The sequence below is a fragment of the Duganella sp. Leaf61 genome (assembly GCF_001421905.1).
GTDB lineage: Bacteria > Pseudomonadota > Gammaproteobacteria > Burkholderiales > Burkholderiaceae_D > Rugamonas > Rugamonas zoogloeoides.
Window position 1 is genome coordinate 74034 of record NZ_LMLM01000012.1, and the last position, 13710, is coordinate 87743.

The 13710-nt window shown below is 66.1% G+C and carries 13 protein-coding genes; 4 read left to right on the forward strand and 9 right to left on the reverse strand.

Translation table 11 applies throughout. The features are described from left to right. Window positions 1–24 precede the first annotated feature (24 nt). The 3 genes from hemP to ASF04_RS09340 all read left to right on the forward strand — a co-directional run bounded on the left by hemP (window position 25) and on the right by ASF04_RS09340 (window position 1972). The gene (hemP, locus tag ASF04_RS09330; protein ID WP_373922135.1) at window positions 25–198 is read left to right on the forward strand and encodes a hemin uptake protein HemP; all 174 of its coding nucleotides are present in this window, start codon (window positions 25–27) and stop codon (window positions 196–198) included. 114 nt (window positions 199–312) lie between these two features. After that, window positions 313–651 carry a hypothetical protein gene (locus tag ASF04_RS09335; RefSeq protein ID WP_056140390.1) on the forward strand — a complete coding sequence of 113 codons (339 nt, stop codon included), beginning with the start codon at window positions 313–315 and terminating at the stop codon, window positions 649–651. A gap of 16 nt (window positions 652–667) precedes the next feature. Beyond that, the gene (locus tag ASF04_RS09340) at window positions 668–1972 is read left to right on the forward strand and encodes a DUF2325 domain-containing protein (protein WP_082488667.1); all 1305 of its coding nucleotides are present in this window, start codon (window positions 668–670) and stop codon (window positions 1970–1972) included. Window positions 1973–2149: 177 nt separating this feature from the next. Here the strand turns inward: ASF04_RS09340 and ASF04_RS09345 are convergent, their stop codons facing one another. The 5 genes from ASF04_RS09345 to ASF04_RS09365 are packed head-to-tail and all read right to left on the reverse strand — an operon-like array spanning window position 2150 to window position 6608. Continuing rightward, complete coding sequence (locus tag ASF04_RS09345; RefSeq protein ID WP_056140393.1) at window positions 2150–3514, reverse strand: sulfite reductase subunit alpha; 1365 nt, start codon at window positions 3512–3514, stop codon at window positions 2150–2152. Continuing rightward, the gene (locus ASF04_RS09350) at window positions 3511–4548 is read right to left on the reverse strand and encodes an FAD:protein FMN transferase (RefSeq protein WP_056140396.1); all 1038 of its coding nucleotides are present in this window, start codon (window positions 4546–4548) and stop codon (window positions 3511–3513) included. Before ASF04_RS09350 ends, ASF04_RS09345 begins: the two co-directional genes overlap by 4 nt. 5 nt (window positions 4549–4553) lie before the next feature. Further along, the gene (locus tag ASF04_RS09355) at window positions 4554–5378 is read right to left on the reverse strand and encodes a DUF4198 domain-containing protein (protein WP_056140398.1); all 825 of its coding nucleotides are present in this window, start codon (window positions 5376–5378) and stop codon (window positions 4554–4556) included. 12 nt (window positions 5379–5390) lie between these two features. After that, window positions 5391–5906 carry a DUF2271 domain-containing protein gene (locus tag ASF04_RS09360; RefSeq protein WP_056140401.1) on the reverse strand — a complete coding sequence of 172 codons (516 nt, stop codon included), beginning with the start codon at window positions 5904–5906 and terminating at the stop codon, window positions 5391–5393. 27 nt (window positions 5907–5933) lie between these two features. Next, window positions 5934–6608, reverse strand: coding sequence for a PepSY-associated TM helix domain-containing protein (locus ASF04_RS09365; protein WP_056140403.1), 675 nt, complete (start codon window positions 6606–6608; stop codon window positions 5934–5936). Between the two features lie 186 nt (window positions 6609–6794). On the opposite strand from ASF04_RS09365, the gene ASF04_RS09370 reads away from it, so the two are divergent. Then, on the forward strand, window positions 6795–7292 hold the full coding sequence (locus ASF04_RS09370) for a pyridoxamine 5'-phosphate oxidase family protein (protein ID WP_056140409.1): 498 nt from the start codon (window positions 6795–6797) through the stop codon (window positions 7290–7292). A gap of 16 nt (window positions 7293–7308) precedes the next feature. On the opposite strand, the gene pdeM is transcribed toward ASF04_RS09370, so the two are convergent. From pdeM to ASF04_RS09390, 4 genes are read right to left on the reverse strand one after another with little or no spacing between them, the layout of a single operon-like run. Then, window positions 7309–8004, reverse strand: coding sequence for a ligase-associated DNA damage response endonuclease PdeM (gene pdeM / locus ASF04_RS09375; protein WP_056140412.1), 696 nt, complete (start codon window positions 8002–8004; stop codon window positions 7309–7311). Beyond that, entirely contained in the window at window positions 8001–10847 is a 2847-nt protein-coding gene (locus tag ASF04_RS09380; RefSeq protein ID WP_200931080.1) for a ligase-associated DNA damage response DEXH box helicase, read from the reverse strand. Before ASF04_RS09380 ends, pdeM begins: the two co-directional genes overlap by 4 nt. After that, window positions 10844–12490 carry an ATP-dependent DNA ligase gene (locus tag ASF04_RS09385; protein WP_056140415.1) on the reverse strand — a complete coding sequence of 549 codons (1647 nt, stop codon included), beginning with the start codon at window positions 12488–12490 and terminating at the stop codon, window positions 10844–10846. Before ASF04_RS09385 ends, ASF04_RS09380 begins: the two co-directional genes overlap by 4 nt. Next, window positions 12483–13604: a ligase-associated DNA damage response exonuclease gene (locus tag ASF04_RS09390; protein WP_056140418.1), complete on the reverse strand. Its 1122-nt coding sequence runs from the start codon at window positions 13602–13604 to the stop codon at window positions 12483–12485. Before ASF04_RS09390 ends, ASF04_RS09385 begins: the two co-directional genes overlap by 8 nt. Between the last annotated feature and the right edge of the window lie 106 nt (window positions 13605–13710).

The following is a 13710-nucleotide window of genomic DNA, read 5'->3' on the forward strand; positions in this document are numbered from 1 at the left end:
GCCCTGCCCATGACCCAACCCGTAATGAATGTCCGTCCTGCTCCCGCCGTCGTTTCGGTGGTCTCGGCCGTATCGCCAATCAAGCGTATCAGCAGCGCCGGCCTGATGGATGGTGGCCGCGAACTCGAAATCGAACATGCGGGGCGCGTGTACCGCCTGCGCGTCACCCAGCTCAACAAGCTGATCCTGACGGCATAAGATCACTGTGCGTGAAACCGGGCGCGCCACCGTGTGCGCCCACTCTCCCCTTCGAGTTTGCCAGCCAATGTGCATAGCCAGCTGAACTCTCTTTTTCCGACCCAGGAGCGTTTGATGGCCATAGACCTAGACCGTAGCAATCCGATTTTCCTCGCGCCGTCGCAGGGCGGCCATCATCCCGAGCTGATGCTCTCGGCGGTGCTGCACCTGATGTCGCACTACACGGCCGGCAACGACCACGGCGGCGGCTGCGTCAAGCTGGCCTCCGTGATCGAGCGCCACCTGAAAGCACTGGCCAGCCTGCCCGACCTGGCGCCGGTGCTGCGCGCCACCTGCCAGCAACTGCATGAGCAGTGGGCAACAGTCGTCGAACGCAACCTGCAGGAGCAGGACAAGACCAATTTCCTCAGCCGCATCATGGCACGTGCCCGCAGCACGCCTGCCACGGCCTGACGCGGAGCTCATCACCATGTGCGAGAAACACGATCCCCTGGCGGCGATTATTGCCGCCGCCATGCCGCAAATGGCCGGCCGTCCTGCGGCCGGCCCCGAGACCAGCGGGCCGGTGCAGCCGCCCCAGCAGGTGCTGCGTCCCGTCAAACCGGTGATCCACAACGTCGCCAGCGCCAACGCCGAGGCGCAAGCCTCCCGCCGCCGGCGCCTGTGGGAGCTGGGCCATGCCTGCCACTGCCCGCTGGTCGGGGTCGGTTTCCCGCTGGGCGTGCTGCGCAAGCTGGTGGACAAGGTCACCAACGGCAAGGTGCTGGCCGACGACTACGAAGTACACGTTGGTGCCGTCACCGAGTGCGCCACCCGCAACCGCCTGTCCGAAGCGCTGCAAAAGGAACTGGAACGCCGCTACGCCCCGGTGCTGCTGCGCTTCCGCGCCGCCAAGACCACCGAGCAGGTGGCCGACCTGTGGCGCGCTGCCGTCGCTGCTGGCGATGTGGCCGGCGCGTTCTGGGCCGGCCTCACCCACCCGCGTTGCAGCCCCGAGGTGGAAGAGCAGATGTGCCGCGACCTGCACATGGTGCAGCACCAGGCCGGCGCCTGCGTGCGCGCCGACATCACCAAGTTCAATGCCACCTTGCTGGAGAACACCCGCCTGGCGCAGGAACTGGCCAAGTCGCAACAGCGCGCCGCCGCCCTGCTGGCGGAAAAAAGTGCCGATGCCGAAAAACACGCGTCGCAACTGATGCAGCTGCGCGCCCAAGTGGTGGGCAAGGACAGCCTGGTCGATTCGCTGCGCACCGAGCTCGAGCAATTGCGCGAATCGATCCCGGGACTGGAAACCCGCGCCCGCCTGGCCGACCGCCTGCAGCAAATGGACGAGCGCGAGCGCATCATGCGCCAGCAAATCGCCGACCTGCGGCTGGAGCTGGCGCGCGCGGTGGAAGCGCCGGCGCCGATGCCGATCCAGGAAGAAACCCGGCAAGTGGTCGAGCACGTCATGAAAATGCCGCTGCGCCTGAGCGAGCGCGCCGTGCTGTGCGTGGGCGGACGCAGCGGCAATGTCGCCACCTACCGCGAGCTGATCGAGCGCGAGGGCGCGCAGTTCTCGCACCACGACGGCGGCCTGGAAGACAACGCCAACCGCCTCGACGCCAGCCTGGCCGCCGCCGACCTGGTAATCTGCCAGACCGGCTGCATCAGCCACAGCGCCTACTGGCGGGTCAAGGATTACTGCAAGCGCAACGGCAAGCGCTGCGTGTTCATCGACAACCCCAGCATCTCGAGCCTGGCGCGCGGGCTGGAGCAGGCCAGCGCGGACTGATCCTGGCGCACGAAAAAAAAAGCCACCGGCAATCACCGGTGGCTTTTTTTATTTTGCGCCAGCCCTGCAGCCAAGGCGCGCGAGCAGCGGCTCGGTATGCCGGGTCAGCTTCTTTATAACCTGTCTCCGAAGAACCAAGGCGCGCAAGCGATGCCGCATCCCGTTCCGGAACAGTTCCTAGTAAACGTCGCGCCGGTAGCGGCCCGTCGCTGCCAGCGCATCGAGCGCTTCCAGGCCCAACGCTTCGGCCAGTGCGGCATCGACGCCTGCAGCCATGCCGTCGAGGCTGCCGCACACATAGATCGCCGCACCTTCCGCCACCCATGCGCGCAACTTGTCGGCGCGGGCCGGCAGCAGGTCTTGCACGTAACGTTCGGCGCCGCCATCGCGCGACCAGGCCAGGTCGAGGTCGAGCAGCCCCCTCTGGCGCAGCGCCTCCAGTTCCTCGTGATAATGGAAGTCGTGGGCGCTGTTGCGCTCGCCGAACAGCAGCCAGTTGCCTCCCTGTCCGGCGTGGGCACGCGCACGCAGGTGGCCGCGCAAGCCGGCAATGCCGCTGCCGTTGCCGATCAGGATCAGGCGGCGGCTGGCGTTGCCCTCCAGGCGGAAGCGGCGGTGCGCGCGCAATCGCAGCGACACCGCCTCGCCAACCTGCGCCTGTTGCGTTAGCCAGCCCGACGCCACGCCATGGCTGCCGTCGGCATGGCTGTGCAGGCGCACCAGCAGGTGTGCGCGGCCGTCCGCCGGGATCGAGGCGATCGAGTATTCGCGCGGGCGGTCGGGCTCGGCCGGGGCCGAGACCTGCACCAGGTCGCCCGACTGCCAATCGGCCGCCTTCAACGCGCCCGGCTGGCTCAGTTCGAGGTGATAGACGGGGGCGCCGGCGCTGCCCGGATTGAGCAGCCGGCGTTCGGACAAGGTCCACGACTGGTACGACGGCGCGCTCCAGTCCGGTGCGTCGCTGGTACCGGCCAGGTGGCTCAATTGCTGGCGCCACAGGCCGATGGCGGCATCGGCGCTGCGATCGACCTCGATGCGCGGAAACAGGCTCTGCGCGCCCTGCGCTTGCAGCCAGCCGTCAAGCGCGCGGCCGAAGCCGCAAAACTGGTGGTAGGCGCGGTCGCCCAGCGCCAGCACCGCGTAATGCAGTTGCGGCAGCGGCAGCGGGGTCGTCATCAGGCGCCCGGCAAACGCGGCCCCGCCATCGGGGGCGTCGCCCTCGCCATAGGTGCTGACCAGGAACAGCACGCGCTCGGCGCGTTGCAGGTCCTCGGCTTGCAGGTCGGACAATTCGCTCAGTTGCGCCGGAATGCCGGCCAGGCGCAGCGTGGCCAGGGTCTGACCCGCCAGTGCTTCGGCGTTGCCGGTCTGGCTGGCGTAGGCAACGATCCAGCCCGGTGCGGCGGCCGCCTCGGCCTTGGCGCGGGCGGCGGCCAGGCGCCTGCCGCGCTCGCGCAAATACGGTATCAGGCATACCAGGCCATAAGCGGCGGCCGAGGCGGCCACCAGCATCAATCGGTTGGGGTCGTTGGTCCAGATCATTCGTCCAGCATGCTGCGTAAATGGGTACTCAGGTATTCGTGGTAGCTGACATGGCCGTGTTCGATGGTACGTTCGACGAACCGCGCTGCCAGCCCTTGCCGTTCCGCCAGCGCCAGGCCGTCCACGCGGCCCAGCACGGTCAAGGCGGTGGACCAGGCATCGGCCGCCATGCACTGCGCATGGACCACTGTCACCGAGGCCAGGCCGTTCGAGATCGGCAGACCGCTGCGCGGGTCAATGGTGTGGGCGTAGCGCACGCCGTCACGCTCGAAGTAGCGGCGATAGTCGCCCGAGGTGGCCACGGCCAGGCCGTGCAGCGCCAGCACCAGCTCGTCGTTGCTACCCTGCTGCCCCTGCTCCACTTGCTCCAGCGCCACCCACCATGGCTGGCCGTCCGGCTTGACACCAGCGCCGCGCAACTCGCCGCCCACTTCAACCACGAAGTGGGCAATGCCCTGGCTTCTCAGGTAATACGCCAGGCGATCGACGCCGTAGCCCTTGGCCACGGCCGACAGGTCGAGTTCGATGCCGCCGGGCTGGAAGGCGCGCCGCACCGGTGCCGGCGCCAACTGCATATCCTTGCGCGCGGCGGCCAGTTGGGCGCGCGCGGTGGCGATGGCGTCAAGCGTGGGGGCAATAAAATCGGGTTGGTCGAACCTGCCGTGCGGGCCGAAGCCCCACAGGTTGACCAGCGTGCCCGCGCACGGGTCGCAGGCGCCGCCACTGGCGCGCGCCACGTCCAGTGCGAACGACAGCACATCGAAAAAGGCGGGCGGCAAGTCGTGCCAGCTACCCGCCGGGGCGCGGTTGAAACGCCCGAGATTGGAATCGCTTTCCCAGTGGCTCATTTCAGCCACCACGGAATCGAGCTGCTGTTGCAGCCCCTTTTGCAGATGGGACACCGTGACAGTCGGCGCGGCCACCAGCCGCACCGACCAGCTGGTGCCCATGCTGCGCCCCGCGAAATCGCGGAGCACACCACCTGCGGGCGCCGGGTCGTCCGAAATATGATGAGGCAGAATAACCCGGCGCATCACCCTTATTCCGGCAGGATTTCGATGGTGGCGGCGTAGCTGGCGCGACGCGCAGGCATCTGCGGCGGCTGGCCCGGCTTGGACGGCGTGGCTGCCGGCCAGCTGCTGCTTACCATGTACATGCCGGCGGCCGGCAGTTCGAACGTCAGCTCGCCGTTGGCGTCGGTGTTCTTGCGGATTTCGCCCAGCGTGCCGCGATAACGCACGCCGCCCGGGATCAGGCTCACGCCCTGGTTGGCGGCCGGCTTGCCGTCCAGCAGGAAGCGCCAGGTGGCTTTTTCGCCCGCGCGCAGGTCGTTCGGGTGGGTGACCGGCACCAGCTCCAGGCCCACGCCGGTTGGTTTGAATACCGCCAGGTCGGGCTCGCCGGTGGTGACGAAAGTTTCCAGGCGGCTCTGGGTACGCGACACTTTCAGCTCGGCGGCATCGGCTGGCACGTCCTTGGCGAAGGTTTCTTCGGTGCCACGGAAGCGTTTCATTTCACCGGCCTTGTCCTTGTAGCTGGCAAACACGCTTTGCGAGACCAGGGCAACCTTGTAGGTGCCCGGTTTTGGCAGCTTGAGGTCGAAACTGTTGCGCAGCTTGCCGTTGGCGACGTTCTGCATTTCCACCTTGCCGCCGTCCGGGCCGGTGATGGTGATGCCGTCGAGCTTGAGCGGCACGTGATCGACATCGAACAGGCCTTCGGACACGGCGGCGTCGATGGTGACCCAGTTGTCGCGGCTCTCGACGATGGTGGACGTGGGCAGCAGCCACGGCTTGTGAGCGTGTGCGGTCATCGTTGCGCCAGCCAGGGCCAGCGCAATCAGGGTCTTGTTAAATTTGTTCATGGGGTTTTCCGCTTATGGTTTCAGTTGGACCACGACCGCGCCCAGTTCTTCCTTGCCCTGGCCGCTGGCCTTCTGCGCCGACTTCGGCGGCCATTGCAGCGGTACTTTGACCACTTCGCGGCCGCCCGCTTCGCGCGAGGCTTCCACGAACAAGGTGTACTGGCCGGCTGGCAGCTTGTCCAGGCCTGCCTTGGCGGCCGGGAAGGTCAGCGAAATTTCGCCCGGCGCCTTGGTCGCGCCGCTGACGCCGTCGAGCGGCATGGCCAGGTCGCGGCCGGTCTTGCGCCACCATTGGCGCATGTCCTTGAGCCACTTGGTGCCGGCGTTATCTTTCTTGCCCGTGTCGTACAAAACGGCCAGGTTGGTAACCACTTTCTGGTCGGCGTTTTCCAGCCAGGCGGCGATGTACGGGCGGTGGTATTCAGCGACGTTCAGTTGTGGCACATCGATTTTCAGGGCCAGTTCGGCGCCCATGGCCGAAGCACTGGCCAGTGGCAGACTCAGGGCGATGGAATAACGTAATTTCATGGAAGTCCTGGGGGGTTGTAGATACAGTTAGTGGATAAACAGCAAAGCAATGACAACAGGAATCAAAACACCGAGGCCCACCATTGGCCAGGTGAACGGCCGCTTGGCCGCGTGGAACTTCAAAATCAGCAAACCGGTAATGCAAAACACCAGGCACATGACGGCAAAGATGTCGATGAACCAGTTCCAGGCCGTGCCCGTATTGCGGCCCTTGTGGACATCGTTGAGCCAGGAAATCCAGCCACGGTCGGTCTTCTCGAACTCGGCGGCACCGCCTTCGAGCTCGATGCGCACCCAGGCGTCGCCGCCGGCACGCGGCATGGCCAGATAAATCTCGTCGGCCGACCATTCGGCCACGCGCCCGCCGGCCTGCACTTTCCAGGTGTCCTTCAGCCATTGTTCGGCGGCTTGCGGCAGCGGTTCCTTGGCGCCGTCGTGTTCCTCGGCATAGGTGCGCAATTGCGCTACCAGCGCGGCCGGCGCCGTGGCTTCGAGCCGGGTGATGGTGGGCTTGGCCTCGATTTGCGATGCGTGGTTGAGCGTGATGCCGGTGATGGAAAACAGGAACATGCCCAGCAGGCACAACGCCGAGCTGATCCAGTGCCACTGGTGCAGGTGCTTGAGCCATACCGCGCGACTGGCTTGGGCGGCACTGGTGGCACTGGTACCGCTGGTGGCAGGGCTGGCAGGTGGTGCGCTCAAGGGTAATCCTTCAGGAAATTTAACGTGCCAAGATACACACAAACAGAAATGATAATAATTATCATTTAGGATGTCAATCAACCCGATGTAACTGCTATGTAAAGTTAGGTGTGTACGCTAACGGACATGCCCGCCGATACGGCCTACGCTGAGGCATACACCCTATATTTTCCGTGGAGGCGCATCATGCCGCTGTACTCGCAAGACCAGATCCAGACCATCGCCGACAAGATCAAGGACGTGCGGTTTGGCATGTTTACCACTTGTGACGCCGACCAGATGCTCACCAGCCGGCCACTGACCACCCAGCAGATCGACAACGAAGGCAACCTCTGGTTCTTCACCAGCGACGAAGCCGCGTTCACGCTCGACTTGCCCACGCATCCCGACATCAATATCAGTTTTTCCGACCCCGAGCGCCAGCTCTACCTGTCGATCTCCGGACAGGCGTTCCTGGTCAAGGACCAGGCCAAGGCACGCGAACTGTGGACGCCGGCGGCGCGCAGCTGGTTCCCCAAGGGCGTGGAAGACCCGCACCTGACCCTGATCCGCGTGCGTATCCAGTCGGCCGAATACTGGGACGCGGGCTCAAGCAAAATGAAGCAACTGGTGCAACTGGCCAAGACCGCCCTCACCGGCCGCTCGGCGATCCACATGGGCCGCTCAACCACGATTTGCCTGTAACGATTTCCTTGCCTCACTAGCGGCCATCGCGGCGCGGCGAGGCTGGCACTTCCACCACGGCGTCGCCGCTGGTGACAAACAGCCGCTCTCCCGCTTCCGGCACCACCGCATGGCCGCCGGTAAACGCGCCAAAGGCCGGCAGCACGATGCGCTGGCCGTTGGCCATGAAGCATGGCAGCAGCACCGACTCCCAGCCTGACCGCAAGCGATAAACCGGATGCACGTGACCGGCCATCAGGTAGCCTGTGGCCAGCAAGTCCGGGTGGTGGCAGAAGGCAAACGGTCCCAGATGCATCGGCTCGTCCGCCATGGCAATCGACAACCACAGCGGCGGATCGCCCGCGTGCATATCGTGGTTGCCGCGCACCAGCGTGAGCGCCAGCGCGGGATTGAGGGCGCGCCAGCGCTGCATGGCCGCCATGGTCGACACCGCGTGCGCGGCCTTGGCATGCAGGAAGTCGCCGAGGAACAGCACCTGGCGCGCACCATGGCGCGCCACCAGGCGGTCGAGCGCGGCCAGGTTGGCGGACGTGGTACCGGCCGGCACCGGCACCCCCAGCGCGCGGAATGACGCCGCCTTGCCAAAGTGGATATCGGCAATTACCAGCATCCGCTCGCGCGGCCAGTACAAGGCCTTTTCGGGCAGCAGCCAGACCAGTTCGCCGGCCAGTTCGATTGCCAGTGCGCCGTGGTGATCGGGCAGCGCGCTCATGGTCCGGCCGCCTTTTCCAGTTCGCGCACCATGCGCGCCACCCGGTCCGACAATTTTTCGGTACTGAGTTTTTCGCGGAAGCGTTCGACCATCAGCGCAAAGCCGAACGGCGTGGCGCGCCTGGTCTGGTGAAAACTGATGTGGCGCGCCTGCAACTCTTCCAGCGTGGCGCGCAGGCGCGTGAGCTCCAGTTCCTGCTCCAGCACTTCGCGCTGGGCTTGCGTCAGCAACAGGTTGCCGGCATCGTGCTGGCGGAACACGGAAAAGAACAGCGCCGACGAGGCCTGCAACTGCCGCGCGCTCTTGGGCTGACCGGGAAAGCCCTGGAAGATCAGGCCGGCGATGCGGGCGATCTCGCGAAAGCGCCGCTGCGACAGCTCGGTCGCGTTCAGGCTGGCAAGCACGTCTTCCAGCAAATTATCGGTGCCGAACAGACCGGCTTTGGCGCCATGGCCCACGTCCAGCAGCGCCGTCCAATCGAGTTCCTGCGCGGCCAGCAGCTCGAAGCCATAATCGTTGACGGCAATCGAAAACGTCACCGGCGTTACCCGCGCCACGCGCCAGGCAATCAGCGACGCCAGGCCGACGTGGACCGAGCGGCCTGCAAACGGAAACATGAACAGGTGGCGTCCTTCACGGCTGTGCATGGTCTCGATCACGGTGGTGTCGGGCGTGGGGAGCGCCGACCATTTTTGCTGGGTGGCCAAGAGTGGCGCAATCGCCTGCATTTCCGGGCCCAGTGTTTCGGCGCCGTCAATTGTCGCCAGGCGCAGCTGCTCGAGCGCGGCGTGGGCCAGCTCGGACGACATCGGCATCCTGCCGCCCTGCCAGCGCGGTACGGCGCCACGGGTGCCGGTGGCGCGGCGCACGTAGGCCGTCATTTCGTGCAGGCGCACGAATTCCAGGATGCGGCCGGCAAACAGGAAATGGTCGCCCTGTTTCAGGCGCGAGATGAACGATTCCTCCACGCTGCCCAGCCGCCCGCCGCTCACGTATTTCACTTGCAGACTGGAATCGGAGACGATGGTGCCGATGCCCATCCGGTGACGGCGTCCGATGGCGGCGTCCGGCACGCGATAGACGCCCTCGTCGTCGGGCAGCACGCGCCGGTATTCGGGATACACGGCCAGGGTCTGGCCGCCACGGGCGATAAAATCGAGCGCCCACTGCCATTCTTCTTCGGTGAGATCACGGTACGACCACGCGGTGCGCACCTCGGCCAGCAATTCCGCCGAACGGAAGCCGCCGCCCAGCGCAATGGTCACCATGTGCTGCACCAGCACGTCGAGCGGTTTATACGGCACCGGCCGCGCCTCGATATCGCGCGCGGCCACCGCTTGCCGGGCGCCGGCCGCTTCCAGCAGTTCCATGCTCTGAGTGGGCACCAGCGTCAGGCGCGAAACGCGGCCTGGTGCGTGGCCGCTGCGCCCGGCCCGTTGCAGCAAGCGGGCGATACCCTTGGCGCTGCCGATTTGCAGCACCCGTTCCACCGGCAGAAAGTCCACGCCGAGGTCCAGGCTCGACGTGCAGATGACAGCTTTCAGTTGCCCGCTCTTGAGGCCCAGCTCCACCCAGTCGCGCACCTGCTTGTCGAGCGAGCCGTGGTGCAGCGCGATCACCCCGGCCCAGTCGGGACGGGCATCGAGCATGTTCTGGTACCACAGCTCGGCCTGCGAACGGGTATTGGTAAACACCAGCGTGGTGGCGTGGCATTCGATTTCGTCAATCACACGCGGCAGCATTTGCAGGCCCAAATGGCCGCCCCACGGAAAGCGCGACGGATGCTCGGGGATCAAGGTATCGACCACGATATCCTTGGCGACATGGCCCTCCACCGCCACGCCGTCGGGCATCAGGGCCTCGCGCGCTTGCGCCAGGTTGCCCAGCGTGGCCGACAGGCCCCACACCACCAGGCCCGGATTCCAGTGGCGCAGGCGCGCCAGCGCCAGCTGGGTCTGTACGCCGCGCTTGTTGCCCATCAGCTCATGCCATTCGTCGATGATCACCATGTCCAGCTGGGCGAACTGGACAAGCGCATCGGCCTTGCTCAGCATCAGGGTCAGGCTTTCGGGCGTGGTGACCAGGGTGTCGGGCAGGCGCTTGTTCTGGCGCGCGCGCTGGGCCGAGCCGGTGTCGCCGGTGCGTGCCTCGATCTGCCACGCCGGCAGCAGGTCGGTGGCCGATTCCTGCAAGGCGCGCAGGGTGTCGGCTGCTAGCGCCCGCATAGGCGTCAGCCACAGTACTTTCAGGCCCACGCGCGGACGCTTGTGCAGGGCGGCGCGCTGCAAGGCGGCAAACCAGACCGCGTAAGTTTTACCGGCACCGGTGCTCGCGTGCAGCAGACCCGACTGGCCGGCCATCGCGGCTTGCCAGACGTCGCGCTGGAATGGAAACACTTTCCAGCCGCGCGCGGCGAACCACGCTTTGGCCTGGGTGAGTGAGGGGCCGGTGGATTTGGCGACCGGGTTGGCGCCCCGCCTGGCAGGGACTTTGGCCGACAGGTTGGTAGCTGACCTGGCGGAAGACTTGACCGAGGAGTTGGCGACTGACCCGGCGGGAACCTTGGCTGACGAGCTGACATCGGTTTCGGCGGCCGGGTTGATTGGCGGGTTGGCTTCCGGTCCGGCTTGCGCTCTCGCGACCGGGCTGCCAGCCGGATCGATGGCTGGTGCGGAAGCGGAATCGGCCAGCGGCTCGGTCATTTCGCTGGCGGCGGTGACGACGGACTTGTGGGCAGGCATGGCGACAAGCGTATCGGCGCGGCTTTCGACCGTTGCACTGGCTGGCGCAGGACGCGGCCTGGCCAGTTGGGCGCGCAAGCTGGTGCGGGGACGCGCCGTCATGGAGCGACCAGCAGGCTTTTCAGGGCGTCGAGCGTATCGGCCTGGTCCACGGTCTTGTCCTGGCGCTGGCGCAGGATGCGCGGGAAGCGCACCGCGATGCCGGACTTGTGGCGCGGCGAGCTGGCGATGCCTTCGAAGCCGATTTCGAACACCATGCTCGGTGTCACGCTGCGCACCGGGCCGAATTTTTCGATCGTCGTGCGGCGGATCGCGTGGTCCACCTTGGCGATTTCGGCATCGGTCAGGCCCGAATAGGCCTTGGCGAACGGCACCAGCTTGCGGCCACCCTCGCCTTCGCCTGCTTCGTCCCAGACGGCGAAGGTGTAGTCGGTGTACAGCGAGGCGCGGCGGCCGTGGCCGGCCTGGGCGTAGATCAGCACGGCGTCGATGCTGTACGGGTCGATCTTCCACTTCCACCACGTGCCGACGTTCTTGGTGCGGCCCACGCCGTATTGCGCATCGGCAGCCTTGAGCATCATGCCTTCCACGCCGCGCTGGCGCGATTCAGCGCGGATCTCGGCAAGTTGCTCCCAGCTGTCGGCGCGGATCACGGGCGCCAGTCGCAGTTGCGGTGCGCCCTGCTGCACTTGCAGCGTGGCCACCAGCTGTTCAAGCATGGCGCGGCGCTGCGCTTGCGGCAAGGTGCGCAGGTCGCGGCCTTCGTATTCGAGCAGGTCGTATGCCACCATCACCGCCGGTAATTCGCCGAGCAGCCGCGCCGAAACCTGTTTGCGGCCCATGCGCTTTTGCAGGTCGGCAAACGGCGCCGGGGCGTCGCCGCCGTGCCAGACCAGGATTTCGCCGTCGATCACCACACCGTCGGGCAGGCGCAGCACGGCCAACTCCGGGAAGCGCTCGGTAATCAGGTCCTCGCCGCGCGACCACAGCCAGTTCTGGCCTTCGCGGCTGACCAGCTGGGCGCGCATGCCATCGTATTTCCATTCCACCTGCCACCGCGACAAATCTCCGAGCGCTTCCGGTTCGCGCTCGAGCTGATGGGCCAGGAAGAACGGATACGGCTGGCCGCCGCGCTGCGCGTGTTCCTCTTCGGTATGCTCGGCGATCAGTTGCTGGAAGCCGGCAGCCGTCGGCTTGACGCTGCCGTCGGTCCAGCCCATCAGGCGCTGGGCGATCAGTTTGCTGTCGAGACCGGCGATGGCGCTGAGCGCGCGCGTGACCAGCAGGCGCGACACACCGACCCGGAAGCCGCCGCCGATCAGCTTGGTCAACAGGAAGCGCTCGCGCGTATCGAGCTGGTCCCAGTACAGCAGCAGCGCGCTGCGCACGGTGCCGGGGTCGGCGCCGCGCAATGGCGCGATGCCGAGTTCGATCCAGTCGGCCAGGCCGATTTCGCTGGGCTGATTCGGAGGTGGCAGGATGTGGGCGATGGTTTCGGCCAGGTCGCCGACGGCGTGGTAGCACTCGTCGAACAGCCAGTCGTCCAGGCCCGAGTATTCGATGGCGAACTGGCGCAGCAGCTTGGTCGGTACAGCCTGGCGCGGCTTGCCGCCAGCCAGGAAATACACGGCCCAGGCCGCGTCGGCCGGTGCAGCAGTACGAAAATACTGTTGCAGCGCATTGAGCTTGCGCGTGGTGGACGTGGTTTCATCGAGCTCGGCGTACAGCAGGGCGAAGTCACGCATGGCGAGCTCCCACTGGTGGAGCGTCAGTGGACACGGCTTCGGCAGACGCTGCCTCGGTGGTTGTAGCATCGGTATCGGTTGCGGTATCGGTTGCAGCATCAGTGGCCGCACCGGCAGCAGCGTCGTCGGCCTCGTCATCGCCATATTCCGTATCAAAACCACTGGCCTGCAGGCCCTGCTGCTGCAACCAGCGCACCAGGACCGCGATCGAACCGTGAGTGACGATCACCCGTTCGGCGCCGGTGGCGGTAATTGCCTGCATCAAGCCGGGCCAGTCGGCGTGGTCGGACAGTACGAAGCCGCGATCGACGCCACGGCGGCGGCGTGCGCCGCGCAACTGCATCCAGCCGCTGGCAAACGCGTCGGAAAAATCGCCAAAGCGCTTGACCCACGGCGAACCGGCGGCCGACGGCGGCGCGATCACCAGAGATCGCTTGATGTCTTCCTTGTCGACGTCGCCCACCATCACCGTGGGGGGCAGCCACACGCCGCTGTCGCGGTAAACCGTATTAAGAGTTTGCACGGCGCCATGGCAGACGATGGGGCCGATGTCCGCTTCCAGGCCACTCAAAATGCGCTGCGCCTTGCCGAAGCTGTAGCACTGCATCACGCTGGCGCGTCCCTGCGCAGCGTTGGCGCGCCACCAGTCGTTGATGTCGTCGTACACGTCCTGCTGCGGCTGCCAGCGGTAGATCGGCAGCCCGAACGTCGATTCGGTGATGAAGGTATCGCAGCGCACCGGCTCGAACGGCGTGCACGTGCTATCGGCCTCGACCTTGTAGTCGCCGGAGGCCACCCACACTTCGCCCCGGTACGCCATGCGCACCTGCGCCGAACCGAGCACGTGGCCGGCCGGGTGCAGCGAGATGGTGACGCCGTTGTGCACCACGGTCTCGCCATAGGCCAGGCCGTCGATGTGGATATCGCCGAGCCGTGACTTGAGCACACCGACACCGGGCGTGGCTGCCAGGTAGTGGCGATGGCCGCCGCGCGCATGGTCGCCATGGGCGTGCGTGATGACGGCGCGCTCCACTGGCCGCCAGGGGTCGATATAGAACTGGCCCGGCACGCAATACAGTCCTTCCTTGCGCACCACCACCATGTCGGACGTCATTGCACACATACGCGGCTTTCAGAACAGGATAACGCCATTCTGTCGCCGCCCGCCGGCGCCGTCTGTCAGGCACCGCACCCAGCCCCGTGGCCGGGAACGCCTTCAC